The organism is Brevundimonas sp. AVps4 (genome assembly GCF_058681525.1).
This window is the reverse complement of the sequence record NZ_CM178741.1, coordinates 972,018-995,423: the sequence shown is the minus strand read 5'-3', so window position 1 is coordinate 995,423 and position 23,406 is coordinate 972,018. Positions and strand designations below refer to the sequence as shown.

Sequence of the window (23,406 nt, the reverse complement as noted above, 5' to 3'; positions counted from 1 at the left end):
TCGCTCAGTTCGCCGCCGGTTTCGGCGGCGCGTTCTTCACATACTGGTCCAGCCAGCGGGTCATCTCCCACAGCGTATGGCCCACCGATTCCCGCGCGCGGTATCCGTGCGCCTCCAGCGGCAGGGTGACGTAACGCGCCGTCGCCCCCAGCCCCTTCAGCGCCGCATAGAAACGCTCGGACTGGACCGGGAAGGTGCCGGAGTTGTCGTCGGCCTCGCCGTGGATCAGCAGGATCGGCTCATTCATCCGGTCGGCGTAGGTGAAGGGCGACATCTCCGTATAGACCTCGGTCGCCTCCCAATAGTTGCGCTGTTCCGACTGGAAGCCGAACGGGGTCAGGGTGCGGTTATAGGCGCCCGACCGCGCGATCCCGGTCCGGAACAGGTCGCTGTGAACCAGCAGGTTCGCCGTCATGAAGGCGCCGTAGCTGTGGCCCCCGACGGCGATCCGGTCGCGGTCCGCCACCCCCATGCCGACCACCGCATCGACCGCGGCCTGGGCGTCGGCGACCAGCTGCTGCACATAGGTGTCGTTCGGCTCGGCCCCGTCCTTGCCGATGATGGGCATGGAAGGATTGTCGAAGATCGCATAGCCCTGGGTCAGCAGGAACAGATGGCTGGACCCGCCCGGCCGCACGAACCGGTTCTGCACATCCACCGTCTGGCCCGCCACCGCCGCATCGGTGAACTCGGCCGGATAGGCCCACATCAGCATGGGCAAGGGCCCGTCGCGATCCTTGTCGTAGCCGGCCGGCAGATACAGGGTTCCCGACAGCTTGACCCCGTCGGCCCGCTCATAGGTCACCAGCTGGCGCGTCGCCCCGGCCAGCTGCGGCGCCGGATCGGGGAAGTTGGTCAGGGCCGTGGTCTGGCCCGTCGTCAGGTCGTGGATCTGCAGGTTCGGCGGGTCCAGCCGCGTCTCGCGCTGGGTCACCACCCGCTTGCCGTCCGCGTCCAGGAAACCGACCACAAATTCGTAATCGCTCTGGGCCGAGGTCCATAGGCGTTCGCTGCGCCCCGTCGCCGGGTCCAAGGCGGCCAGGAAGGGGAATTCGCCCTGGGGCGTGGCGCCCGCCCCCTGCATCAGGATCTTGCCGTCGGGGGTGAAGCGGATCACCGGACGTCCCGCCGCATTCGGCTGGGTCACCGGCTGGCCCGGATTGTCGTAGCGGGCCTGATAGTTCCGCTCCAGCAGCAGCCGGCCCGCGCCGGGATTGGACGGATCGACCACGAACCGCGTCTCATGCCGGGTGTTGAACCAGCGGCTGTTGACCACAGCCAAGTCATCCTTGCCCCAGACGATGCCGGCGTACCGCTCCTTCAGGTCGATCAGCTTGACCGACTCGGCCGTGAAGGGGGCGGCCTGCATGAAGACCCGGTCGCGGAACTCGGCCTGATTGCGGACGTCGCCGCCGTCCAGGGCCTCGACCCAGGTCAGGGTCGCCGGCGCATCGGCCCGCCAGCCCACGGACCGCGGCCCCGGCGCCACGGCGTCGAAGGCGGTCGGCACATCGTCCCTCAGCGGCAGGTCGGCGACGGTCCGCACCACCCGCCCGGCCATGTCCGTCACCACGATCTCGGTCGGGAACAGGCCCGCCGGCACCGCATAGGAATAGGGCCGCTTGGCGATCTCATGCAGGATGTACTTCCCGTCGGGCGACAGCGAGGCGTCCAGATAGACGGCCGGGGCGCCGATCGTCCGTGCACGGCCGTTCAGCGGAACCAGGGTCAGCTGGCTGGTGAAATAGTGGTCGAACAGGGCCTCGTCGCCCGGATTGGACAAGAGGTCCTGATAGGTCCGGACCGGCGCCGCGCGCCCGGCCGTCTCCTCGATGTTCGGCCCGGTCGGCGCCGCCGTCACGTCCGGCGCAGCCCCCCGCCCGGCCGGGACCGCCTCGACCAGCAGGCCCGAACTGTCCGGCAGCCAGTCATAGCCGGCCCCGCCCGTCATATTGACCACCGGCTCGGTCAGCTTGCGCGCCTGCGCGCTCGCCACGTCCACGACCCACAGCTCCAGCCCCGTCGGCCGGTCCATGACGAAGGCCAGGTGTTTCGCATCGGGCGAGAAGCGCGCCCCCGTGAACCGCGCCCCCGCCGGCAGGGCCACGACCCGGGGCGATCCTCCGTCCACGGCCTGAAGCGTCAGCCCCGTCAGCCACGAGACCCGGCTCTCGGCCGGCCCGTTGTTGCGCGGATTGATCCGCGACCCCGCCAGCCGCAGCATCGGCTCGGCCAGGGCCTGGATGCTGGGCAGGTTAGACCGGTCCATAAGGACCAGGGTCTTGCGGTCCGGGCTCAGCATCGACGACGGCGTCGGCTTGGCGTCCAGAATGTCGGCGATGGGGGACGGCGGCTGCTGATAGGTCGTCTGGCCGGGCGCCGCGGACTGGGCCAGGGCCCCGCTCGCCGTCGTGGCCAGCAACACCGCCGCCAGCGCAAGGCCGGAACCGCGAACACGCATCATCATCGTCTGAAGTCCCCACTGATTTAAGCGCCAGACTAACGACAGCCAGACGATGGCGGCAACCCCAATCCTCCCCCCTTGGGGGAGGTGGCTCTGAGCGCAGCGAAGAGACGGAGGGGGCCCGCCCCCCTCACCCTCCCAGCAGCGCCTCGACCTGATCCCGTTCCGGCGCCGACGGCTGGGCCCCCGGCCGCGTCGCCGCAAAGGCCCCGGCCGCGCAGGCGAAGCGCAGCGCCTGCGCGGGCTCCATCCCCTCCAGCAGGGCCACGGTGATGGCGGCGACGAAGGCGTCGCCCGCGCCCGTCGCATCCACCGCCTGGACGGCGGGCGGCTCGGCCCAGGCCGTCTGAACGCCGCGCTGATACATCACCGCCCCGCGAGCGCCCTGGGTCACCACCACCCGGCCGCCGCCCCGGTGCAGGGCCTCGCCATAGAAGGCGGCCTCGGTCTCATTGACCACGATCAGGTCGGCGCGGCGCAGCAGGGCCTCCGAGACGGGCTGGGCGGGCGCCAGATTGGCGCAGACGAAGCCCGTGGCCCGGCCCACCGCCGCCTCGACCGTCTCGACCGGCAGCTCCAGTTGCACGATCAGGGCGCCCTCGATCCGCTGGGGCAGCTGTTCGGGCGTCACCAGATGATTGGCCCCGGCCGCCACCACGATCTGGTTCTCGCCCGTCGGATCGACGGCGATCAGGGCGACGCCCGTGGGCGCCGCCACATCGACCTCCACCCCCGCCAGATCGACGCCAAGCTCGGACATCAGGGCCAGGGCCTCGCCGGCCATGGCGTCGTTTCCGACCCGGCCGATCAGGCTGACCTCGGCGCCCAGTTTCTCGGCCGCATAGGCCTGGTTGGCGCCCTTGCCGCCGGGATAGCGGGCGAGCGCCGCCCCCGTCACCGTCTCGCCCGGCGCCGGCAGGCGCGGCGCCGTCGCCACCAGGTCCAGATTGATCGAGCCGACGACGGTGATCCTCATCCCCCACGCCCTCCTTGGGCGCCCTTCAGGGTCTCAACCATCAGGTCGAACACCCCTTGAGCGTCCGCCGCGACCGCCCAGCGATGCCGGGCCGTCGCCGGATCGACCCGAAACTCCACCGCCGTATGGCCGCGCGTCAGGTCCGATCCGGTCTCGACCTCGATCCGGCAGGGCTTCAGGCTGAACAGGTCGGGCCTCATCAGCCAGGCGATCGGACAGGGGTCGTGCAGGGGGGCGCCCCAGTCCGGGCTGGGCCAGCCGACCAGGGTCCGTTCAGTCCTCTGGGAAAAGCGCAGCAGGGCGGCCGTGGTGCGGGCCGGTTCGGTGCGGATCGTCTCTATGGCGCGGATGCGGGCCTCGGTGGCCCGCACCTGATGCGTCGCGTCCAGGCCGAAGGCGATCACCTGACAGCCCGAGCCGAAGACCACGGCCGCCGCATCCGGGTCGGCCCAGATGTTGAACTCGGCGGAAGCCGTGATGTTGCCGCCCTCCGACCGCGCCCCGCCCATGACCACGACCGGGCCCAGGTGTTCGGCCAGCCGCCGTTCGCGCTTCATCGCCAGGGCCAGATTGGTCATCGGCCCCAGGACGGCGATCGCCACCGATCCGGCCGGGCGCTTCATCACCAGGTCGACGATGGCGTTGGCCGCCGGTCCGTCGCCGATGATGCCCTGGGGCTCGAACGGCTCCAGGTCGCCCAGCCCCTCCGCCCCGTGGAACTCGCCGGCGCCGGCGGGCGGGCGTTTCAGCGGCCGTTCGGCCCCGCCGAAGACGGGCACGTCCTCGCGGCCGGCGATCTGGCGGATCATCCGCGCATTGCGCTGGGTCAGGGCGCCGGGGACGTTGCCGCCCACGGTGGTGACGGCCAGCAGCTCCAGCTCGGGGGCGGCGAAGGCCAGGAAGAGCGCTGCGGCGTCATCCACGCCGGGGTCGCAGTCGATGATCAGGGATTGGACAGTCACCCCCGTGGTTTGGCCGTCCCGACGCCGGGGGGCAAGTCCGTTTCATGGCTAAGCCTGTGGGAAGGGGCGCCTTTTTCCGGCGCAGCCCGCCCGGCTTGACGTCCGCCTCCCCCGGCGTCACCCTGAGGCCGTTCTCCGGGGTGTCGCAATCGAGCGGCTGAGATAGAGGTTCCTCCTCTGACCCGTCGAACCTGATCCGGGTCATGCCGGCGAAGGGATGAGTACGCTTTAGGTCCATGCGCCACAGGACCCTCGCGCCCGACGTCGGCGGACCTCAAACCGTTTGAGGCCGCCATGAACATCCAAGTCACCCCGCCCGTCCTGCCCGAAGAGCCGAATGTGGATCTGGCCCTGGCCGAGGCGCGCAAGGCGGTCGAGGCTGAGACCGGCCGTATCCCGACCGGCGAACGGGCCGGGTCGCGCAAGGTCTATGTCCAGGGCGTCCTCTATCCGGATATCCGCGTCCCCTTCCGCGAGATCGCCCTGCACCCCTCGGCGAACGAGCCGCCGGTGACGGTCTATGACTCCTCGGGCCCCTACACCGACCCGAACGTCACGATCGACATCAAGAAGGGCCTGCCGCACGTCAAATCCAGCTGGCAGCTGGACCGCGGCGACATCGCCCCCGTCCTGAACCCGCGCGAGGTCAAGCCCGAGGACAACGGCCATGCGTCGGGCCGCCACCTGGCCCCCCGCTTCGACACCTCCAACCACCGCGTCTTCAAGGGCGTCGAGGGCCGCCCGGTCACCCAGTACGAATACGCCAAGGCCGGGATCATCACGCCCGAGATGGAATATGTGGCGATCCGGGAGAATCTGCGGCGGGAGGCAGTGGCGAGTGGCGAGTGGCGAGTGGCGAGTGAGGGACAGGCCATCACCCTGGCCGACGGTTCGACCGTGCCGCTTCCCGCATCGACCTCGCCACTCGCCACTCGCCACTCGCCACTGGAGCGCGACGGCGAATCCTTCGGCGCCAGCATCCCCGACTTCGTCACGCCCGAGTTCGTGCGCTCCGAAATCGCCCGCGGCCGGGCCATCATCCCGCACAACATCAACCACCCCGAGGTCGAGCCGATGATCATCGGCCGGAACTTCCTGGTGAAGATCAACGCCAACATCGGCAACAGTGCGGTTCTGTCCAGCGTGGACGACGAGGTCGACAAGCTGGTCTGGGCCACCCGCTGGGGCGCCGACAATGTCATGGACCTGTCGACGGGCCGCAACATCCACAACATCCGCGACTGGATCATCAGGAACTCGTCCGTCCCGATCGGCACCGTCCCCATCTATCAGGCGCTGGAGAAGGTGGGCGGCATAGCCGAGGACCTGACCTGGGAGGTGTTCCGCGACACATTGATCGAACAGGCGGAACAGGGCGTCGACTATTTCACCATCCACGCCGGAGTGCGCCTGCCCTTCGTGCCGATGACGGCCAAGCGCGTCACCGGCATCGTCTCGCGCGGCGGCTCCATCATGGCCAAATGGTGCCTGGCCCACCACAGGGAGAGCTTCCTGTATGAGCATTTCGAAGACATCTGCGACATCATGCGGGCCTATGACGTCTCCTTCAGCCTGGGCGACGGCCTGCGCCCCGGCTCGATCGCCGACGCCAATGACGAGGCCCAGTTCGCCGAGCTGCGCACCTTAGGGCAACTGACCCAGATCGCCTGGGCCAAGGGCTGCCAGGTCATGATCGAGGGCCCCGGCCATGTGCCGATGCACAAGATCAAACAGAATATGGACGAGCAGCTGAAGCACTGCCACGAGGCGCCCTTCTATACGCTGGGGCCGCTGACCACCGACATTGCGCCGGGCTATGACCACATCACCTCGGCCATTGGGGCGGCCATGATCGGCTGGTTCGGCACGGCCATGCTCTGCTACGTCACGCCCAAGGAGCATCTGGGCCTGCCGGACCGTCAGGACGTCAAGGACGGCGTCATCACCTATAAGATCGCCGCCCACGCCGCCGACCTGGCCAAGGGCCACCCCGCCGCCCGGTTACATGATGATGCGCTGTCGCGCGCCCGGTTCGAGTTCCGCTGGGAGGACCAGTTCAACCTGGGCCTGGACCCCGAAACCGCCCGCAAATACCACGACGCCACCCTGCCCAAGGAGGCCCACAAGACCGCCCACTTCTGCTCCATGTGCGGCCCGAAATTCTGCAGCATGAAGATCAGCCAGGACATCCGGGATGCCGCGGCGGCGCAGAACGACGCGGGGGCGAGTCTGGCGGAGGCCGAGGCCGGCATGGCGGAGATGAGCGCGAAGTTCAGGGCAGGGGGCGGGGTGGTGGAGGTGAAGGTGTGAGGGGGCACATCTAGCGCTCACCTCCGAGCTGCATTACGTTCCTACCTTCGGTTAAGGGGGCTGCATGACTAAACAGATCGTCAACCGCGACTGGTTCAACCCAGACGCAAATCTTCCCTACGAGCTTCGCACGGGCAATTTTGAAGGTGCGATGCAGGATGTTTATGATTTCTTTCATGATGTGAATGGCCTTCTGCTCGCGAAAGGTCTCCACCGACTTGATGACATGCTTCGACCAGCAGCCATGTCCGGCCTCTTGTCAGACATGTTGACAGCCTCACTGGCAAAGCAGTCGCGGGTGCTCGTCGAAAACAGGTTCTTTAACGGACACCCAGATCTTGTCGTTCAAGGACGCTACCCGAACAATTCTGTTGCCGCAGGCGAGCATGGTATCGAGATCAAAAGCACCAGAAAACGCGGCGGCGCGGTCGACACGCACGGCGGTCGAGACCAGTTCATGTGCGTCTTCGTCTACGAGACTGATCACGAGACAGAGCCTGCGAGCGAAAGACGGCCGATGCTATTCACTGAAGTCTATCTGGCGCACGTCAGCGAAGATGACTTCCGCAGGAATGAGCGAGGAGAGCGCGGCACAAGAACCTCCACTCTCCACCGCAACGGAATCGCAAAGCTACGCCAGAACTGGGTCTATCTCGCGCAGAGATAACTTCTCCAGCTTTGGAATCGCGTTTTTTGCTAATTTGTAGAATTCTAAATCCTTCTCGATACCAATGCTGTGATAGCCAACCGCATTTGCGGCCGCGATGGTCGACCCAGACCCCGCGAACGGGTCCAACACCACACCCTCCTTCATAGGCAAGACCGCCCGGACGATCTGCCTCATAAATGCCTGTGGCTTTAAAGAGGGGTGGGCTGCCAATTGGCGCTCAGCAGAGGATGTAGGGCTTGATCGAATAACGTCACCAAACGGTCGATCTTCCGAAGGTCGAAGGAAACCACCAGTCTTCCACTTCCGGAGATTGTCCTGAACGCGCCCTTCAAGGGGATGTCTTAGGACAACCCACGGCTCGAACATCGACCGAGGCATCACGCTGACATCTGGAAACTCCGCGTGAGCATTCTTAGGTCGATCACCACCGCGCATAGTCATCACAAGCCGGGTGATCTGGCCCCGAAGCTCCAACCCACTTGCGCTCATCGCTGTCGCTACCGTGTGAGCCAGCAAAGGATTAGCGGCTACGATAACATTGGCTCCAGGCACGGTGGCCCTGAGTAGAAGGCATCCTAGCTCGTGGAAAAAATCTTCCAGAGCTTCCTTGTCGCCTTCGTTCAATACAGTAAAGCGGGGAAGCGGTGCCCTACGATGGCCATCAAACGACGGGGGAACGCGCCAAACGCCGCCCTTACCTGCTCGCAGCTTTGATTTCTCAGCGTCGGTGTATTCGACCAAGCCATATGGCGGGTCAGTCACAACAGCATGGATTGATGACGGCTCAACCTGTTTCAACCAGGCAAAAGAGTCTGCATTAATCAGTTTGCCTTTCCCGATCACATGCTCCGGGAAAACGACGGGTTGGATCGGGCCATGTATGGGCTCAGCCAGGCTGTATCGGCCACGTTCCAATCGCTGAAATTGACCGGGGCAATTCAAGCTGAGGTAAGAGCGCACGGAGGAAGCTGAGACGTGGCCTAACTGCCCCGCAACCGCATTATGAATCTCGCTGGCGGACGCTGCTGGTGCATGAGAGAGGTAGCCCACAATGGCATCCCGGATGATCCCCGGACTATGGCGGCGCATCGACTTCTCCTGCATTATGTTCTGCCTTTGTTTCGCACCTTGACGTCTAGACGTCAATGATCACGGTGGAGATTAACAGCCCGTTGATGATGCCCACCCTCGTCTTCCTCGCCGGACCCAACGGCGCCGGCAAGACCACCTTCATCAACCGCTTCCTACGTCAGCGGGCGGAGGTGTTTCGGTTCGTCAATCCCGACGAGGTGGCGCGCGATCTGGAGGGGGACGGCGCTTCGCGCGATCTGGCGGCCGGACGATTGGTGCTGGAGCGGCTGGAGGCCCTGTTTGCGGAACGGGCCGATGTGGTTCTGGAGACCACCTTGGCGACCCGATCTCACGCCGGGCGCATCCGTCGCTGGCGGGCGGCGGGATACCGGGTCGAACTGGTCTATCTGCGCCCGCCCTCGGCCGACTTCTCGGTCATGCGGGTGGCGCGGCGGGTCGCCCAGGGCGGGCACGGCATTCCCGAAGACACGCTGCGCCGCCGCTTTCAGCTCAGCCTCGACTATCTGGAGACGGTCTATAAGCCCCTGGTGGACCAATGGGAGGTCTATGGGGTTAGCGACGGCGAGCCCGATCTGTTAGATTGGGGACCGAAATGAGCAGCATCTTCGACCGCGAAACCACCCTGAAGGCCCTGCGCGACGCCGCCCGGATCGCGCGCGAAGGCACGCGCGAGGAGAAGTCCGGCAAGTTCCTGCCGCCGCCCGGCTGGAAGGGGCATCTGGTCACGGCCGCCGACGCTCCGCCCGCGCCCCGGAAAAAGAAGACGGCCTAACCCTCCCTTTCGTCATCCTCCGGCAAGCCGCGTCTTCGCGGCGCAGACCGGGGGACCCAGCGGCGCCGTCAGGCGAAATCCGCCCGCCGCACGCTGCGGGAAGACCTGGTCCGCGACAGGTTCGCGCTCTCGCGCGCCGCTGGGTCCCCCGGTTCCGCTGCGCGGCCCGGAGGATGACGAAAGGAGGGTGCGAAGCCCCCTGCCCCCACCCCTTCCCCCACGCCGCCCTCTGATTCCCCACGGCTTTTCTCGCCTTTCCGACAATCGACCCATCACCCCTTTCCCCCGACCTCATACTGAGGCGGCTCCGCATCGGGGCGGATCGGTCGGGAGGGACGGATGGACGCGACGGCAGGCGGCTGGGACCAGGACGGGGGCGCGGATTGGGGCGCGGAGGGGATGGAGACGGGCGCCGAACGGGTCTGGGACGATGAACCCCTGAACGACCGGCCCCTGTATGACGGGCGGCGGGTGCGCGATCCCTATCAGAGGGGCGGGGGTTACAGCCGGATATCGGAGGACCGGTGGGATGCGATCCAGCGGGCCTATGCGGCGGGCGAGCCGGGCGCCTCGGTCTGTCGGCGGTTCGGCCTGGCGCGCTCGACCCTTTACGCCCGCGCCCGCGACGAGGGGTGGCTGCGCCAGGATCAGGATCAGGCCGACCCCCTGGACTATGGGTTTGAGGCGGACGGGGCGGACGCGCCCGTGGACCTGGAGGCCGAGACGGCGGCGGGCCTGTGCGACTACGGCCTGTTGGCGGGTCACGCCCGGGTGCGGATGCAGCGGGCGATCCTGGCGGGGCGAGGGGTGGAGGCCGGGCGCTGGATGCGGCTGCACGCCCAGCTGACGGCCATGGCCCAGGCGGAAGAGGCGGCGAAGGCGGAGGCTGAGGCCCAGACTCTGAGTCCGCCGTCGGCCGAGGCCGCCCCCGCGCCCAAACCGCCTGCGCCCAAGCGCCGCTCCGGCCCCAAACCTCTGTCGGACTGCGATCGGTTTGAGGTGCTGGAACGGCAGATGAAGGCCCTGACGGACCTGGAGCGGTCCTTCGCCGGCCTGGACCTGAGCAATCCCGCCTATCGCCGCCTGCTGGAAAAGGCGGTGAAGGCGGTCGTCCTGATGGGGCCCGATCCGGTCGATCCGGCGCCGGACACATCGGACCAATCGGACACACCGGACACATCGGACACATCGGACACATCGGACAGTGTTTTTTCCACGCCCGTCCCCTCCTGACGGTTCCGATCCGGTCCTGAACAGGTGACGAGGGGCGCTTCAGCCCCTACCTAGGCGTCATGACCCTTCATGCCGCCCCGCCGCCCCTCCTCGACGCCGCCGGCGTTTCGACCGACGACGCCCTGTCGATCCTGAAGTCCGCCTTAGCCGGGGCGGACGACGGGGAGCTGTTCCTGGAACGCTCCGAGAGCGAGAGCCTGGTGTTCGACGACGGGCGGCTGAAATCGGCCGCCTATGACGCCACCGAGGGGTTCGGCCTGCGGGTCGTGGCGGGCGAGACCGCCGGCTATGCCCACGCCAATGAGATTTCGGCCGCCGCCCTGGGCCGCGCCGCCGACAGCGCCGCCCTGGCCAAGGCGGGGCATGAGGCCCGCGTCGCCGAGGGGCCGCGCGCCACGAACCAGAAGCTGTATGCCGAGGTCGATCCCCTGGCCTCGCCCGCCTTTTCCGACAAGATCGCCCTGTTGGCCGAGATCGACGCCTGGGCCCGGGCCCGCGATCCGCGCGTGGTCCAGGTCTCGGCCTCCCTGGTCGGCGAGCGGCGCGCGATCGAGATCCTGAGGGCCGACGACCGGGCGGTGCGCGACGTGCGGCCCCTGGTGCGGCTGAACGTCTCGGTGACGGTCGAGCAGAACGGCCGGCGCGAGAGCGCCTCCTCCGGCGCCGGGGGCCGGGCGGGCTTCGAGGCCTGGGTGGCGCCCGAACGCTGGCAGGCCCAGGTGGACGAGGCCCTGCGCCAGGCCCTGGTCAATCTGGAGGCCGTCGATTGTCCGGCGGGCGAGATGGACGTGGTCCTGGGGGCCGGCTGGCCCGGCGTCCTGCTGCACGAGGCCATCGGCCATGGGTTCGAGGGCGATTTTCACAGGAAGGGCTCATCCGTCTTCAACGGCATGATGGGCAAGCGGGTGGCGGCGCCGGGCGTGACCGTGGTCGATGACGGCTCCATCGCCGGGCGGCGCGGCTCCCTGTCGGTCGATGACGAGGGCACGCCCACGGGCCGCACCGTCCTGATCGAGGACGGGATCATGGTGGGGCTGATGCACGACCGGCTGTCGGCGCGTCAGCTGGGGGTCGCCGCCACCGGCAACGGCCGTCGCCAGTCCTTCGCCCACATGCCCATGCCGCGCATGACCAACACCTTCATGGAGGGGGGGCGGGATTCCAAGGCCGACATGATCGCCAATACGAAGCGCGGCCTCTACGCCGCCAACTTCTCGGGCGGCCAGGTCGACATCACCAACGGCAAGTTCGTCTTCCAGTGCAATGAGGCCTATCTGATTGAGGACGGGGTGATCACCGCCCCCGTGCGCGGCGCCACATTGATCGGCGACGGGGCCACGGCCCTGACGAAGATCCAGATGATCGGCGACGACTTCGCCTTCGACCCCGGCGTCGGCGTCTGCGGCAAGGCCGGACAGGGCGTGCCCGTCGGCATCGGCCAGCCCAGCCTCAAGATCGGCGGCCTGACCGTCGGCGGAACGGCGGTCTAGGGGGCGGAACCGGATCGCGCGACCGTGAGTTTCCCCGCCACACAGGAGAGGAAACACCATGTCCACTGAACGCACTGTCGAACATCCCGACGGCCGGGTCGAACGGATCACCGAAAACGACCGCGCCCCCGCCCCCACCATCGTCGAGCGCCGCAGCGGCGGCGGCATGGGCGGGATCGTGGCCCTGATCATCGGCCTGGCCCTGGTCCTGGTGATCGGCTGGTTCCTGATGAACATGAACCGCAATGACGCCATCGAGTCCAACGCCGTGGCCGGGGCGGCCGAAAGCGTCGGCAACGCCGCCGACAACATCGGCGAGGCCGCCCGCGACGCCGTGCCGGAACGTGCGACGCCCGCCAACTAACCCATTGATAATGCTTACGAAATAGGCGCGCCGCCTGGGACCTCGGCCGGCGGCTGCGGCCGCCAGTCGGGGCCCAGAGGCTCCAGCCCCTGGGCCTCCAGCCGGTCCAACAGGCCGCCGGGCTGGGCCAGCAGCCGCAGCGGGGCGATGGCGACCGTGGTCCCGCCCTCGGCCAGGGCCTGGTCCACCGCCTGGCCCCACAGGGCCTCCAGCGCCGGCCCCTGGCCCATCACCACCCAGTAGGAGCAGGCGCTGACGGCCTGATCCAGGGGCGAGGCCAGCACCTCGGCGACGCGGCGCCGGCGCCAGGCCTCGGCCCGCCGCTCGCCCTCCGCCTCGCCCAGCTCGGCCGCCGTCACCGCCCGCTCCATGCAATCCAGGTACCGCTCGGGCGGGGTGGTCAGCACCCGGTCGATGATCTCGTCCCCCCGCAGGGTGCCGACCGGCTCGGCCGGCTTGCGGTTGGTCCGCGCCGCCCGCCGCACCACGTCCGAGACCGGCCGATCGCGCCGGGCGTAGCCGCCCCGCTCCATCAGCTCGGCCGACAGCAGCAGCAGGCTGGTGCGGCTGGGCCCCTCGCCCGTGACCCGCTCCAGCCGCGCCTCCAGCTCCGGCGGCAGATAGTCGGCCGTGGTCCGGCCCTCGGGCAGGCGGGTCAGGGTCCGCGCTCGCCAGATGACCCGCCCCAGATCGGCCAGGGACGCCCGCCCCTGCACCGGGAACAGCACCCGATCCGCCCGCTCCACCGCCGTCGTCAGGGCTTCGGTCCGCCAATCCATGTCGCGCGACAGGCCGTCGATCGACCCGACCAGGATCAGGGTCGCGTCCCCGCGCCTGACCTCCCACATCGGCCCCTCGATCCGACGGGCGGTGACGACGATGTCCTCCACCGCATCGGCCGGCGGGTCCGCCTCCTGGGCTGTCGCCCGCCAGCCTGCGCTTGCGGCAAGCAGAATAGAACAGAGAAGAGCGGGGATACGGTTCATGAATTCACTGTATTCGCGCGCCTTTCGGTTTCGTAATGAAATGTCTGTAATGATGGCGGCGATTTAATCCACCTTTCCGCCTTGTAACTGGAGATGAACGTCCGCTGACGGCACATCCCTCGACAACATTCGAGGGGAAGACCGATGACGAAGACCTTGCTGCTGGCCAGCACCGCCCTGTTCCTGTCGGCCGCATCGGCCTTCGCGGGGGACGAGCCCCAGGTGGCCCAGGCGCCGGTTCCGACCGGCCCGGCGGGCCAGGCGCCCCTGGCCGACGCGACCCAGCGCGGCGTTCTGGTCTTCACGCCCGACTTCTTCGCGGCCCAGCGCCCCAATACGGCGCTCGACATGGTCAATCGCGTGCCGGGCTTCGAGGTCGACGACGGTTCCGGGGCGCGCGGCTTTGAAGGGGCGGTCGGCAATGTGCTGATCAACAACGCCCGTCCGGCCTCCAAGAACGACGGCGGCTCCAATGTGCTGAGCCGCACCCCGGCGCGTCAGGTGGAACGGATCGAGCTGATCCGCGGCGGCGCGCCCGGCATCGACATGCAGGGCTTCTCGGTGGTGGTGAACGTCATCCTGAAGACCGAGGCCAGCCGCCAGTCGATCCTGACGTGGAACACGACCCAGTTCGAAGGCGCGGGCCAGGATCTCTACGGCGGCAGCTATCAGTTCACCGCCCGAGACGGCGACCGCAGCTGGGGCGTGACCCTGTCCGACGGCATCAGCATGAGCGATTCGAACGGCCCCGGCCGGACGATCCGCCGTGACGTGGCAGGCAATGTGCTGCGCGACGAGGTTACCGACACCGACGGCTACGGCGGCGGCAATTCGATCCGCGGGACCTATGCGGGTCCGATCGCCGGCGGCAAGGTCGACCTGACCGCCCGCTATGGGATCAACGACTGGAACGGCTACTACAACAGCCGGTCGGCGACCGCCTTCCGCGAAAGCCTCGACCAGGAGGACAACAAGAGCGGCGAGTTCGGCGTCACCTGGGAGCGGCCGCTGAACGACCGGTTCAAGCTGGAAACCCGGCTGATGCATGAGTTCGGCAGCTGGGACGGGGTCTCGACCTACAACGTCCTCAGCAACGGTCTGGACGCCCCGGAAGAGCGGTTCGTCTATTCGGGCAAACGGTCCGAGACCATCCTGCGCGCCCTGATCCGTCACGAGCGGTCGCCCAAGCTGACGATCGAGACCGGCGGCGAGGTGGCCTACAACATGCGCCAGACCGATCAGGCCTATAGCGTGGGCGGCGCCCCGGTGGCCCTGCCCAGCGCCTCGGTCAAGGTGGAGGAGACGCGGGGCGAGGCCTTCTCCAAGGGCACCTGGCGGCTGCACCCGGACCTGACGCTGGAGGCGGGGCTGCGCCTGGAGGCCTCGACCATCAGCCAGTCGGGCGACGCCGATCAGGAGAAGAGCTTCTTCTTCGCCAAGCCCCGCTTCATGGCCACCTGGACGCCGATGCCGAACAACCAGCTGCGCTTCCGCTTCGAGCGCGAACTGGGCCAGCTCGACTTCTCCGACTTCGCCGCCTCGGCCGACCTGGAGGAACAGAACGTCTACGGCGGCAACGTCGATCTGGAGCCCGAGCAGCGCTGGATCTCCGAACTGACCTATGAGCGCCGTTTCTGGGGCGAGGGCGTGGTCTCCATCGGCTATCGCCACGACGAGATCATCGACGCCATCGACCGGATCCCCCTGGCGGGCGGGCTGTCGGCGGTGGGCAATATCGGCGAGGGGACGCTGGACCGGCTGTCGTTGAACGTGACCGTGCCGCTGGACAAGCTGGGCGTCTCAGGCGCCCGCTTCACCTTCAGGAACGACTGGAACAAGACCGAGGTCACCGATCCGACCACGGGCGAGAAGCGGCCGATCTCCGGCGTTCGTCCGACCCAGGCCAATGTCGGCATCGAGCAGGACATCACGCGCCTGAAGCTGCAATGGGGGGTGAACTGGCTGCCCTATCTAGGCCAGCCCAGCTATTCGCCCGATCAGGTCTCGCGCTGGCGCGGAACCGACTATTTCGAGCTGTTCGCCGAATACAAGCCCAGCCCGACCCTGGCGATCCGGGCCCAGCTGAACCTGTGGGACGACTTCACCCAAAGCCGCACCGTCTTCGCCGACCGCGACACCCGCGCGGTGGCCTTCGTCGAGGACAGCGTCGTCGACCCGCGCACCTTCGCCTCCATCCGGGTCCGCAAGACCTTCTGAGGCGGCTGACGCCAACGAAAAGCGCCGGCGGATCGCTCCGCCGGGGCTTCTTGCGTCGAACAGGCAGACTTTAGTGGATCCCGGCCATGCCCTTCTTGAGCAGGGGCGACATCAGCAGCAGGAAGACGCCGACGCCGACGCCCGTCCAGCCGATGGTGCCGAAGATCGACCCATAGGTCTGAAGCGCCAGCTCGGGGCTGGTGACGACGCCGGCGACGGTGTCGGTCGCCGTCGCCTTGGCGATGATGCCGGCGACGATATGGGCGACAGAGCTGGACAGGAACCAGACGCCCATCATCATCCCGACCACCCGCGCCACCGACAATTTGGTGATCATCGACAGGCCGACCGGCGACAGGCACAGCTCGCCGATCGTGTGGAAGAAGTAGGTCAGGAACAGGAAGATCAGCGGCACCCGGAAGGCGTCGTTGGCCTGGGTCGCGGCAGCCCAGGTCAGCACCAGGAAGCCCAGACCGACGAAGACCAGGCCGAAGGAGAATTTGACCGGGGTCGAAGGCTCCAGCTTGCGCTTGGCCAGCCAGACCCAGAGGGCGGCGATGATCGGCCCGCCCAGCACGATGATGCCGGGGTTGAAGGTCTGGGTCATGGCGGCGTTGAACCATGACGGCATCTGGGTGGACTGGTCTGCGAACAGGGTCAGGGACGACCCTGCCTGTTCGAACAGGGCCCAGAACAGGACCGAGAAGAAGATCAGCACCTGGGCGACCAGCATGCGCGACCGCTCGGCGCCCTTGAGCCGGAAGACCGTGAAGCCCACCACGGCGGCGAAGATGACGCCCGCGATCCACGGCAGGGCCGTCTCGATGATCTCGTGGCGCTGCATCAGCAGCCAGGTCGGGATGACGGCGACGATGCCGGCGATCCAAAAGAAGGGCACCAGCGGCACGCCCAGGATGGAACGGCCCTGAACGGGGACCGGCGGCGCGCCGCGGCCTTCGAGCCAGGACTGGCCCAGGACGAAGGTCAGCAGACCGAACAGCATGCCGATGCCGGCCAGGCCGAAGCCGTAGGCCCAGCCGTATTTGATGCCCAGATAGGAGCAGGCGATGGTCGCCAGGAAGGAACCGAGGTTGATCCCCACGTAGAAGATGGTGAAGCCGCCGTCGCGCCGGGGGTCGTTCTCTTCATAGAGAGCGCCGACGACGGTTGAGATGTTGGCCTTCAGGAAGCCGACGCCCACGATGATCAGGGACAGGGCCAGGAAAAGAACCGGCTCGCCGAGCGCCAGATCCCGCGTGGTCTCCAGCGTATAGGCGCCGGTCGCGGTGAAGGCGGGGAAGCCGGCCTTGGCGGCGGCCTCGGGCGCGGCTGCGGTCGCCGGATCCAGCGCTCCGGTCGGCTGGGCGTTGATCGCCGCTCCCGTGGCGACGGCCGCCACATCGGAGGCGTTGGCGGCGGAGGGCTCGGCGCCGACGGCGGAGACGCCTTCGGGCGATATGGCGACCTGGACCCGTTCATCGCCGTTGACGGCGAAGATGCGGCGGTTCTGGTCGCGGCCCTCGACCTGCAGCTCATAGGTGGTGTCACCGATGGTCAGGCGCTCGCGACCGCCCGTGCCTTCGAAGGCCATGGTGAAGTGCCCCAGGACCAGCAGAACGGCGCCGATGATGACGGCCTTGCGCGATCCGAGATAGCGGTCGGCGATCAGGCCGCCGAGGACCGGCATCAGATAAACGAGGGCGGCGTAGGCGGCGTAGATGCCTTGAGCCTCGGCCGGGCCGAACAGGAAGTGCTGGGTCAGATAGAGGACCAGCAGGGCCCGCATGCCATAGTAGGAAAAACGCTCCCACATTTCCGTGAAGAACAGGATCACCAGCCCCCGCGGGTGCCCCAGGAAAGTCTTACGAGGCGCGAGCGCCCCCCCATCCGTCACTGTCAACGGCTCACTCCCAACTGCCGCGCCTCAACGGGGCGCGCGAAAGGCGCATACCCAGCACAGGGAGCAAACCCGAACAAGAGTTAAGGTTATGCGCCCCCTCGCCGCACCCGGCGATGCGCCGAACTGGCGCCCGATATGCAGAGGTTCCCGCATCCCGCCGCCGGGGCGCCAATATGGCCCGGTCGAGGACGGGAGGGAGTGTTGAATGGCTGTGCGGCCGATCCGCCGATCCGACTATGCGGCGCTGAACGCCCTGCACCGCCAGGTCGGCTGGCCCGAGCGGTCCGAGGCGGGGTGGCGGTGGCTGGAGGCCAATCCGGCGCGACGGGACCTGGACGCCCCGACCGGCTGGGTCGTCGTCGATGAGGCCGATGCGCCCCAGGCCATGCTGGGCAATCTGGTCCAGAGGTTTCGGCGCGGCCCCGAGGTTCTTTACGCCGCCACCGGTTTTTCCATCATCGTTCCGCCCGAACGACGGGGCGCCAGCCGGCCCCTGATCAAGGCCATATTGGCCCAGTCGGGCCTGTTCGCCTGCTACACCCTGAACGCCAACGCCCGGTCGGCGCCGCTCTATCCCCTGTTCGGCTTCAAGCCGGCGCCGGCCCAGACCCACGCCCTGAAGCTGGCCTGGAGGGTCGATCCCCTGACCTGTGCGAAGGGCCGGCTGCTGCGCGGACTGCTGGGCGGAGTGTCGGCGGAGACGGCCCGGCGGTTGGGCGACCGGCTGATGAACCGCCGCCTGTTCAAACCCCGCCGCCTGAAGCTGCCGGACGGGGTCCGGGTGCTGACCGACCTGGGCGAGGGTTCGCCCTATGCCGACTTCTGGCGGGCCCTGGTCGCCGAGGGCCGGCTGATCGCCGACCGCAGCCCCGAGATCATGGCCTGGCGCATGAGCGACCCCGACATGACCCTGGCGCCTGTGGTTCTGGGCCTTTTTCACCGGGACCGGCTGCAAGGCGTCGCCCTGGCCCACATGAACAAGACCCGTCTGATCGATCCGCCCTGTCTGGACATCCTGGATCTGGCGGCGCTGGACGGGGCGGACGACGCGATCGAAATCCTGGCCCGGACCCTGATCGACAATGCGCGGGGCCTGGGCGCGGCCAAGGTCAGGCTGCAGGTGACGACGCCCCTGATGCTGGAGCGTCTGGGGCCGCTGGCCGCAAAGGCCCGGCGCGAGGGCGGATGGGGCCACGGCCACGCCCTCTTCCGCGATCCCGTCTCCGCCGAGGAATGGAGCCCCACCCCGTTCGACGGGGACTACGCCGTCTGCCTGCGCCCCGTGCCGGCGCCCCGCCGGTCGTCGATCAGGCGCGAAATCGAGCGAGACGCCGCCGTCTGAGCCGACCGGTCTTGCTCCGGGGCGGGCCGGCGATCGGACACGAAGAAAGGTGTCCGATGTGTCCGATCTGTCCGACGCCCTTTGATTTTGCTGAAGAATAGTCCGCCGTGGACCGGACAGTCCGTCGGCGAAAGGTCGCGCCGTCCTTTGCGATGTCGAATACCGAAACGTCAGTCTAGGCGCTGCGGAAGGACCGACGGCCGATTGGGCGGCTCGATCCGCAAGGCGTTGAAAAATCGATCTCTTTACGCCCTGACCTATAGGGACGTCGGCGCGAAGGCGAGGCGCGGACCGGGTCGCGGCGTCGTTCAGCGATCAGGCTCTAGAGCATGATCGTTTCGGACGGAACCGCTTCGCGGTTCCGACAGAAGCGTGAATCATGCTCTCGCTTTAATCTGGAGCCTGATTCACGGCTTCAGTGGAATCGCGAAGCGATTCCACTTCAACCGATCAGGCTCTAGGGCCGGGCCTTCAGCGTGTCGCGGATCTCGGTCAGCAGGGCCTCGGTCGGGGTCGGGGCCGAGGGCGCCGGATCCGGCTTGGCGGCTTCCTGGCGGCGCAGGCTGTTGATCCCCTTGACCAGCAGGAAGACGACGAAGGCCACGATCAGGAACTGGATCACCGTATTGGCGAAGGCGCCGTATTGGATCGCCACCTTCTCGACCGCTTCGGTCGCCGGGTTTTCAGGCCGCAGCACCCATTCCAGCTCGGAAAAATCGACCCCACCGGTCAGCAGACCGATCGGGGGCATCACCACCTGATCCACCAGGCTTTTGACGATGCCGTTGAAGGCGGCGCCGATGATGACGCCGACCGCCAGATCGACGACGTTACCCTTGATCGCGAACTCGCGGAACTCGGACAGAAGGCTCATGCGGGGTCTTTCGGTCGTTAGGCTTAGGCGTCCCCAGAAGCGTTCAGACGTTCGCGCAGTTCCTTGCCGCTCTTGAAGAAGGGCACGGCCTTGGCGGGAACCTCGACCGTCTCGCCGGTGCGCGGATTGCGGCCGACGCGGGCCGGTCGCGAGCGGACGGAAAAGGCCCCGAAACCGCGCAGTTCGACCCGGCCGCCGTCGGCCAGGGCGCCGGTCATTTCGCCCAGGATGACGTTGACCAGCCGCTCCACCTCCGCATGGGTCAGGTGGGTGTTTTCCGCCGCAAGCTTCTCGATCAGTTCGGATTTGATCATCAGGGCCCCTGCCAGCTCATGATCGGCAGGCCGCGCCCGCCGATGATCCACTGGACGGCACCCTAACCGGCGCCCGGCGCTCTAAAAAGCCCCTATCGGGCCGAGAGCCCTCGGATTCGCATGAATTATGTCCGGTTCCGGTCACTTGCGGCCGCCGGACGTAAAAAAGGCGGCGGGATCGCTCCCGCCGCCTTGGTCTTTTTTGGTCGCTATCGCGAAGCGCGCGGCGCTCCGCTGCTTGAGCGAGGTCCGCTATCGCGAAGCGCGCGGCGCTCCGCTGCTTGAGCGAAGCGCCTGACGCCTTGCGGCGAGCGCCTTACTCCTTGGAGCCGGCGTTCTTCAGCGCGGCGCCCAGGATGTCGCCCAGGGAAGCGCCCGAGTCGGACGAGCCGAACTGTTCGATCGCTTCCTGTTCGTCCTTCATTTCCAGCGCCTTGATCGAGACCGAGATGCGGCGCGAGGCCTTGTCCACGGCGGTGATCATGGCGTCGGCGCGGTCGCCGACGGCGAAGCGTTCCGGACGTTGCTCGTTGCGGTCGCGCGACAGGTCCGACTTGCGGATGAAGGCGGTGACCGGGGCGTCGTCTTCACCGAACTTGACCTCGATGCCGCCAGATTCGATCGCCGTCACGGTGACGGTGATCTGCTGGCCGCGACGGTACGCATCGCCCTCGCCGATCGGATCGCCGCCCAGCTGTTTGATGCCCAGGGAGACGCGCTCCTTCTCGACGTCGACGTCCAGGACCTTGGCCTTGACCATCTCGCCCTTGCGGTAACGCTGGATGGCTTCTTCACCCGAGACCGACCAGTCGAGGTCGGACAGGTGGACCATGCCGTCGATGTCGTTGTCCAGGCCGATGAACAGGCCGAACTCGGTGGCGTTCTTGACCTCGCCCTCGACGGTCGAGCCGATCGGGTGGTTGGCGACGAAGGCGTCCCACGGATTGTCCTGAGCCTGTTTCAGGCCCAGCGAGATGCGGCGCTTGGAGGCGTCGACGTCCAGGACGACCACGTCCACTTCCTGAGAGGTGGAGACGATCTTGCCCGGATGGACGTTCTTCTTGGTCCAGGACATTTCCGAGACGTGCACCAGGCCCTCGACCCCGGCTTCCAGCTCCACGAAGGCGCCGTAGTCGGTGATGTTGGTGATGCGGCCCGTGTATTTGGCGCCGACCGGATATTTGGCTTCCACGCCGTCCCAGGGGTCCGACTGCAGCTGCTTCATGCCCAGCGAGATGCGTTGGGTGTCCGGATTGATCTTGACGATTTGGACCTTGACGGTGTCGCCGACGGCGAGAACCTGCGACGGGTGCGAGACGCGCTTCCACGACATGTCGGTGACGTGCAGCAGGCCGTCGATGCCGCCCAGGTCCACGAAGGCGCCGTAGTCGGTGATGTTCTTGACGACGCCGTCGCGGACTTCGCCCTCTTGCAGCTGGCCGACCAGCTCGGTGCGCTGTTCGGCGCGGGCTTCTTCCAGGATGGCGCGACGCGAGACGACGATGTTGCCGCGCGGGCGGTCCATCTTCAGGATCTGGAACGGCTGTTCCTTGCCCATCAGCGGGCCGACGTCGCGGACCGGACGGATGTCGACCTGCGAGCCCGGCAGGAAGGCCGAGGCGCCGCCCAGGTCGACGGTGAAGCCGCCCTTGACGCGGCCGACGATGGCGCCGTTGACCGGATGACCTTCGGCGAACACGGCTTCCAGACGGGTCCAGGCTTCTTCGCGGCGGGCCTTGTCACGGCTGATGACCGCCTCGCCCAGGGCGTTTTCGACGCGCTCCAGATAGACTTCGACATTGTCGCCGACCTTGGGCAGGGCGCCGTCTTCGCCCTGGCCGAATTCGCGCATGGCGATGCGGCCTTCGGTCTTCAGGCCGACGTCGATGATGACGATGTCTTTTTCGATGCCGACGACGCGGCCGTGAACGACCTGGCCTTCGCCGAAGTCGCGGCCCGACAGTTGTTCGTCAAGCAGGGCGGCGAAATCGTCGCGGGTGGGGGTGAGGGTGTCAGTCATGGAGCTGAAAAGCGTTCCGTAGGGGCTGTGGCGCGCGGCCGAACGGCCCCGCGCGAGGTGGACGTCAAAAAGGATAGGCAGGTCGTCAGGATGCGAGGCCGGATCGGTCAGAACGCCCGCGGAAGCCGAGGACGAAGCGTTGGATTTGCAAAACCGGTCAGAGACCGTGTTTCGCGCGCGCCGTCTCGACGATACGGCGGGCCGCATCGAAGGCGGCCTCTATATCCATATCGGTCGTGTCCAGCAAGACCGCGTCTTCGGCCTGGACCATGGGGGCCGCGCCCCGGCCGGCGTCGCGCGCGTCCCGACGCTGGATATCGGCCAGCATCTCTTCGAAGCCGATGTCGAAGCCGCGCGCCGTCAGCTGTCTCCAGCGGCGCGTCGCGCGCACCTCGGGCGTCGCGGTGACGAACAGTTTGGCGGGGGCGTCGGGCGCGATGACCGTGCCGATGTCGCGCCCGTCCAGAACCGCCCCGACCGCCTGGGCCGCAAAGGCCTGCTGCAGATCCAACAGGGCGGCGCGGACGCCGGGATGGCCCGCCACGCGGCTGGCCGCCTCGCCCGCCTCGCCGGTCGTCAGGCGGGGATCGTCGGACAGGCCGGCGACATCCAGGGACCGCGCAGCCTCGGTCGCGGCCGCCTCGTCATCGAGAGACCGGCCGGCCTCCAGCAGTTTGACGCCGACGGCCCGGTACAGCAGGCCGGTGTCCAGATGCGGCAGGCCATAGGTCCGCGCCAGCCGCGCGGCGATGGTGCCCTTGCCCGAGGCGGCCGGGCCGTCGACGGCTATGATCAGGGACATCAGGCGGCGGAGTCCACGCGAACAGGGGCGAGGCGAAGACCCAGGGCCTGCATCACCTTGAAGATGGTCGAAAGCTCGGGCCGTCCTTCTTCGCTGAGGGCGCGATAGAGGGCGGTGCGCGACAGTTCGGCGTCGCGCGCCATCTGGGTCATGCCCTTGGCGCGGGCGACCACGCCGAGCGCATTTGTGATCAGGCGCGGATCGCCCAGTTCGGCGGCGGATTCAAACGACGCCACCAGAAACTCTTCAACCGCCTCCGGCGTGTCGAGAAAGTCGGCGGCGTCGAAGGGGACAGTCTCAATCGGCATTTCTCAACTCTCTCGCCAGAAGCAAGGCCGCCTCTATGTCCCGCCTTTGGGACGACTTGTCGCCTCCGCCAGGCACGACGACCCAGGTGCGGTTCCGTTGGAACGCGTACACGCGGTAGCCGGGACCGACGTCGATCCGCAGTTCGCTGACGCCCTCCCCGATGGGTTTGACGTCGCCCCAGTGCCCGAACTGAAGCCTTGTCAGCCGATCGGCGATCTTCGCCAACGCCCGTGCGTCCCGCAGCCTAGCGCGCCAAGCGACGAACTGCGGCGTCAGTTCAATCTCAACATCCCCACTGTCGTCTATAGG

Annotated in this window: 21 protein-coding genes and 1 riboswitch; of the genes, 9 read left to right on the top strand and 12 right to left on the bottom strand. The window is 67.5% G+C overall.

Going from position 1 to position 23,406, the window contains the following annotated elements:
* Positions 1–4 precede the first annotated feature (4 nt).
* From ACW178_RS04830 to ACW178_RS04820, 3 genes are all read right to left on the bottom strand, one after another.
* Positions 5–2,467 (bottom strand): S9 family peptidase, encoded by a 2,463-nt coding sequence (locus ACW178_RS04830; RefSeq protein WP_287103704.1) that lies wholly within the window; start codon positions 2,465–2,467, stop codon positions 5–7.
* A 127-nt stretch (positions 2,468–2,594) separates the two neighbouring features.
* Entirely contained in the window at positions 2,595–3,440 is an 846-nt protein-coding gene (locus tag ACW178_RS04825; protein ID WP_191555009.1) for a ribokinase, read from the bottom strand.
* Positions 3,437–4,402 carry a nucleoside hydrolase gene (locus ACW178_RS04820; protein ID WP_492024921.1) on the bottom strand — a complete coding sequence of 322 codons (966 nt, stop codon included), beginning with the start codon at positions 4,400–4,402 and terminating at the stop codon, positions 3,437–3,439. Before ACW178_RS04820 ends, ACW178_RS04825 begins: the two co-directional genes overlap by 4 nt.
* A gap of 126 nt (positions 4,403–4,528) precedes the next feature.
* Positions 4,529–4,638: riboswitch (TPP riboswitch) on the top strand.
* 58 nt (positions 4,639–4,696) lie between these two features.
* Here ACW178_RS04820 and thiC point away from each other — a divergent pair.
* Together thiC and ACW178_RS04810 are read left to right on the top strand one after the other, a co-directional pair.
* Positions 4,697–6,712, top strand: a complete 2,016-nt coding sequence (gene thiC, locus ACW178_RS04815) for a phosphomethylpyrimidine synthase ThiC (protein ID WP_492024920.1) — start codon at positions 4,697–4,699, stop codon at positions 6,710–6,712.
* A 64-nt stretch (positions 6,713–6,776) separates the two neighbouring features.
* Positions 6,777–7,379 carry a hypothetical protein gene (locus ACW178_RS04810; RefSeq protein WP_492024919.1) on the top strand — a complete coding sequence of 201 codons (603 nt, stop codon included), beginning with the start codon at positions 6,777–6,779 and terminating at the stop codon, positions 7,377–7,379.
* Here ACW178_RS04810 and ACW178_RS04805 read toward each other — a convergent pair.
* Entirely contained in the window at positions 7,344–8,486 is a 1,143-nt protein-coding gene (locus ACW178_RS04805; protein WP_492024918.1) for a DNA-methyltransferase, read from the bottom strand. The genes ACW178_RS04810 and ACW178_RS04805 overlap by 36 nt on opposite strands.
* Positions 8,487–8,557: 71 nt before the next feature.
* Between ACW178_RS04805 and ACW178_RS04800 the strand changes: the two genes are divergently transcribed.
* The 5 genes from ACW178_RS04800 (at position 8,558) to ACW178_RS04780 (ending at position 12,333) form a co-directional block, all read left to right on the top strand.
* A complete protein-coding gene (locus tag ACW178_RS04800) occupies positions 8,558–9,070 on the top strand; it encodes an ATPase (RefSeq protein WP_492024917.1) in 513 nt (170 codons plus the stop codon).
* Complete coding sequence (locus ACW178_RS04795; RefSeq protein WP_348685522.1) at positions 9,067–9,246, top strand: hypothetical protein; 180 nt, start codon at positions 9,067–9,069, stop codon at positions 9,244–9,246. Before ACW178_RS04800 ends, ACW178_RS04795 begins: the two co-directional genes overlap by 4 nt.
* 339 nt (positions 9,247–9,585) lie before the next feature.
* Positions 9,586–10,479 (top strand): hypothetical protein, encoded by an 894-nt coding sequence (locus tag ACW178_RS04790; protein WP_492024916.1) that lies wholly within the window; start codon positions 9,586–9,588, stop codon positions 10,477–10,479.
* A 59-nt stretch (positions 10,480–10,538) separates the two neighbouring features.
* Entirely contained in the window at positions 10,539–11,969 is a 1,431-nt protein-coding gene (gene tldD, locus ACW178_RS04785) for a metalloprotease TldD (RefSeq protein ID WP_152949466.1), read from the top strand.
* 58 nt (positions 11,970–12,027) lie between these two features.
* Positions 12,028–12,333 carry a hypothetical protein gene (locus ACW178_RS04780; RefSeq protein ID WP_183218263.1) on the top strand — a complete coding sequence of 102 codons (306 nt, stop codon included), beginning with the start codon at positions 12,028–12,030 and terminating at the stop codon, positions 12,331–12,333.
* A gap of 14 nt (positions 12,334–12,347) precedes the next feature.
* Here the strand turns inward: ACW178_RS04780 and ACW178_RS04775 are convergent, their stop codons facing one another.
* The gene (locus ACW178_RS04775) at positions 12,348–13,319 is read right to left on the bottom strand and encodes a TraB/GumN family protein (protein ID WP_492024915.1); all 972 of its coding nucleotides are present in this window, start codon (positions 13,317–13,319) and stop codon (positions 12,348–12,350) included.
* A gap of 144 nt (positions 13,320–13,463) precedes the next feature.
* Between ACW178_RS04775 and ACW178_RS04770 the strand changes: the two genes are divergently transcribed.
* Positions 13,464–15,536, top strand: a complete 2,073-nt coding sequence (locus ACW178_RS04770) for a TonB-dependent receptor plug domain-containing protein (RefSeq protein ID WP_287106508.1) — start codon at positions 13,464–13,466, stop codon at positions 15,534–15,536.
* A gap of 70 nt (positions 15,537–15,606) precedes the next feature.
* Here the strand turns inward: ACW178_RS04770 and ACW178_RS04765 are convergent, their stop codons facing one another.
* Complete coding sequence (locus tag ACW178_RS04765; RefSeq protein WP_054764683.1) at positions 15,607–17,370, bottom strand: peptide MFS transporter; 1,764 nt, start codon at positions 17,368–17,370, stop codon at positions 15,607–15,609.
* Between the two features lie 271 nt (positions 17,371–17,641).
* Here ACW178_RS04765 and ACW178_RS04760 point away from each other — a divergent pair, with 271 nt between their 5' ends.
* Positions 17,642–18,778: a GNAT family N-acetyltransferase gene (locus ACW178_RS04760; RefSeq protein WP_191555002.1), complete on the top strand. Its 1,137-nt coding sequence runs from the start codon at positions 17,642–17,644 to the stop codon at positions 18,776–18,778.
* A 457-nt stretch (positions 18,779–19,235) separates the two neighbouring features.
* Here the strand turns inward: ACW178_RS04760 and mscL are convergent, their stop codons facing one another.
* The 6 genes from mscL to ACW178_RS04730 all read right to left on the bottom strand — a co-directional run bounded on the left by mscL (position 19,236) and on the right by ACW178_RS04730 (position 23,322).
* On the bottom strand, positions 19,236–19,652 hold the full coding sequence (gene mscL / locus ACW178_RS04755; protein ID WP_182714923.1) for a large-conductance mechanosensitive channel protein MscL: 417 nt from the start codon (positions 19,650–19,652) through the stop codon (positions 19,236–19,238).
* 23 nt (positions 19,653–19,675) lie between these two features.
* A complete protein-coding gene (locus ACW178_RS04750; protein WP_152949461.1) occupies positions 19,676–19,966 on the bottom strand; it encodes an integration host factor subunit beta in 291 nt (96 codons plus the stop codon).
* A 316-nt stretch (positions 19,967–20,282) separates the two neighbouring features.
* A complete protein-coding gene (gene rpsA, locus ACW178_RS04745; RefSeq protein ID WP_054764680.1) occupies positions 20,283–21,986 on the bottom strand; it encodes a 30S ribosomal protein S1 in 1,704 nt (567 codons plus the stop codon).
* A 157-nt stretch (positions 21,987–22,143) separates the two neighbouring features.
* Complete coding sequence (gene cmk / locus ACW178_RS04740) at positions 22,144–22,788, bottom strand: (d)CMP kinase (RefSeq protein ID WP_183218273.1); 645 nt, start codon at positions 22,786–22,788, stop codon at positions 22,144–22,146.
* Entirely contained in the window at positions 22,788–23,096 is a 309-nt protein-coding gene (locus ACW178_RS04735) for an addiction module antidote protein (protein WP_182714921.1), read from the bottom strand. Before ACW178_RS04735 ends, cmk begins: the two co-directional genes overlap by 1 nt.
* On the bottom strand, positions 23,086–23,322 hold the full coding sequence (locus ACW178_RS04730; protein WP_233455876.1) for a type II toxin-antitoxin system RelE/ParE family toxin: 237 nt from the start codon (positions 23,320–23,322) through the stop codon (positions 23,086–23,088). Before ACW178_RS04730 ends, ACW178_RS04735 begins: the two co-directional genes overlap by 11 nt.
* Between the last annotated feature and the right edge of the window lie 84 nt (positions 23,323–23,406).

Coding starts and splice junctions, on each gene's coding strand:
- thiC (WP_492024920.1), top strand. CDS start 4,697: ATGAACATCCAAGTCACCCCGCCCGTCCTGCCCGAAGAGCCGAATGTG.
- ACW178_RS04795 (WP_348685522.1), top strand. CDS start 9,067: ATGAGCAGCATCTTCGACCGCGAAACCACCCTGAAGGCCCTGCGCGAC.
- ACW178_RS04735 (WP_182714921.1), bottom strand. CDS start 23,096: ATGCCGATTGAGACTGTCCCCTTCGACGCCGCCGACTTTCTCGACACG.
- ACW178_RS04810 (WP_492024919.1), top strand. CDS start 6,777: ATGACTAAACAGATCGTCAACCGCGACTGGTTCAACCCAGACGCAAAT.
- ACW178_RS04800 (WP_492024917.1), top strand. CDS start 8,558: ATGATGCCCACCCTCGTCTTCCTCGCCGGACCCAACGGCGCCGGCAAG.
- ACW178_RS04750 (WP_152949461.1), bottom strand. CDS start 19,966: ATGATCAAATCCGAACTGATCGAGAAGCTTGCGGCGGAAAACACCCAC.
- rpsA (WP_054764680.1), bottom strand. CDS start 21,986: ATGACTGACACCCTCACCCCCACCCGCGACGATTTCGCCGCCCTGCTT.
- ACW178_RS04760 (WP_191555002.1), top strand. CDS start 17,642: ATGGCTGTGCGGCCGATCCGCCGATCCGACTATGCGGCGCTGAACGCC.
- ACW178_RS04825 (WP_191555009.1), bottom strand. CDS start 3,440: ATGAGGATCACCGTCGTCGGCTCGATCAATCTGGACCTGGTGGCGACG.
- mscL (WP_182714923.1), bottom strand. CDS start 19,652: ATGAGCCTTCTGTCCGAGTTCCGCGAGTTCGCGATCAAGGGTAACGTC.
- ACW178_RS04780 (WP_183218263.1), top strand. CDS start 12,028: ATGTCCACTGAACGCACTGTCGAACATCCCGACGGCCGGGTCGAACGG.
- ACW178_RS04775 (WP_492024915.1), bottom strand. CDS start 13,319: ATGAACCGTATCCCCGCTCTTCTCTGTTCTATTCTGCTTGCCGCAAGC.
- tldD (WP_152949466.1), top strand. CDS start 10,539: ATGACCCTTCATGCCGCCCCGCCGCCCCTCCTCGACGCCGCCGGCGTT.
- ACW178_RS04805 (WP_492024918.1), bottom strand. CDS start 8,486: ATGCAGGAGAAGTCGATGCGCCGCCATAGTCCGGGGATCATCCGGGAT.
- ACW178_RS04830 (WP_287103704.1), bottom strand. CDS start 2,467: ATGATGATGCGTGTTCGCGGTTCCGGCCTTGCGCTGGCGGCGGTGTTG.
- ACW178_RS04770 (WP_287106508.1), top strand. CDS start 13,464: ATGACGAAGACCTTGCTGCTGGCCAGCACCGCCCTGTTCCTGTCGGCC.
- cmk (WP_183218273.1), bottom strand. CDS start 22,788: ATGTCCCTGATCATAGCCGTCGACGGCCCGGCCGCCTCGGGCAAGGGC.
- ACW178_RS04790 (WP_492024916.1), top strand. CDS start 9,586: ATGGACGCGACGGCAGGCGGCTGGGACCAGGACGGGGGCGCGGATTGG.